This window comes from Pseudomonas sp. BW16M2, assembly GCF_014268865.1.
Lineage (GTDB): Bacteria > Pseudomonadota > Gammaproteobacteria > Pseudomonadales > Pseudomonadaceae > Aquipseudomonas > Aquipseudomonas peradeniyensis.
Map to the genome: position 1 here is coordinate 1 of NZ_JABWRI010000068.1, position 1043 is coordinate 1043.

Below are 1043 nucleotides of genomic sequence, written 5' to 3' on the forward strand. Positions count from 1 at the left end.
GGGAGGACCGCGCTGAACGCCCCATCCTGGGGCGCAGCGCTTGACGGGCATCCATGCCCGTCACCTCCCTTCGCAAGGCCTGCGTTCGGCCTCCTGAAGTCGCGAAGTTACGGGCGGCGCCTGGGCTGGTGCAGCTATCGCTAGTTGCTGTTTGGTGAACTCTTGATCGCCATCGCGGGGTTGCTCGCAATCCGGGTCTTGCCCGGCCATGCTTGCTCCTTTTCCAGGTAAGACATTTCCGAACCTGAAACCAAATGCTTCAGCCAGCAAAGCTTGGGAACTATCCTACGCGCTTGCCGGAAGCTGCTGCGTTGTCGGGGAAATACCCCACGGATAACTTCACGGGGTCGCCACATCAGGTGACCGGGTGTGAGAACCCGACTTGCACTGCCAAGGCTATTGCTTCATGGCAGCCATGCGCGGGCAGACTTCGGTCTGGCCGGCTTCAGTGCACCGGTTTCTCACCCCGCGTACGGCTGCCACCTTTGTCCGTGAGAAAGATCGAGATGGCCGCTCCTGTCACGCACTGGAGTTTCATCATGAAAAAGATCGTCCCAGACCCACCGCGTCTAGCTCCCTTCATCGCTATCCGCCCGACCCTCACCCGCGAAGAAGCCACGACCGCCGCCGTCGAAGTGGCCACCGCCATTTCCGATGTCCTCGATATCTACTTCAAGACCGAACCTGGCGAAGTCCAGGACCGTCTGTTCACTGCCAGCGACTACCTTGGCCAGCTTGCCTGTGCTTTGCTCGAATACAAGCCGGAGGTGCGGCCATGACCAACGCACGTACCGCAGGCCGGACCCGTTGCATGGACCTGTTCAAGGTCGAGCCGGGCATTCCCTTCGCGGATGCCTTCAGCGAGTTGTCGGTGCTGCTTGGCTGCATTCGCCACCTCACCTGCGAGGCCGAGATGGAAGGCGACCTGATGGCGGGCAGCGCAGCGCGCATGTTGAGCGCCATGGCCAAGGCGTTGATTGATGATATGGAGTTGGGGATGAATAACAGGACTCGATAAAGCGTTGGGGGCGCTGCGCGGGCCC

At 61.0% G+C, this 1043-nt stretch carries 2 protein-coding genes; both read left to right on the plus strand.

The window, feature by feature from the left end:
- The first annotated feature begins 539 nt into the window (after positions 1 to 539).
- On the plus strand, positions 540 to 779 hold the full coding sequence (locus HU735_RS26795; RefSeq protein WP_186716482.1) for a hypothetical protein: 240 nt from the start codon (positions 540 to 542) through the stop codon (positions 777 to 779).
- Positions 776 to 1018 (plus strand): DUF3077 domain-containing protein, encoded by a 243-nt coding sequence (locus tag HU735_RS26800; RefSeq protein WP_023630611.1) that lies wholly within the window; start codon positions 776 to 778, stop codon positions 1016 to 1018. The genes HU735_RS26795 and HU735_RS26800 overlap by 4 nt, the downstream gene beginning before the upstream one ends.
- Positions 1019 to 1043: the final 25 nt, after the last annotated feature.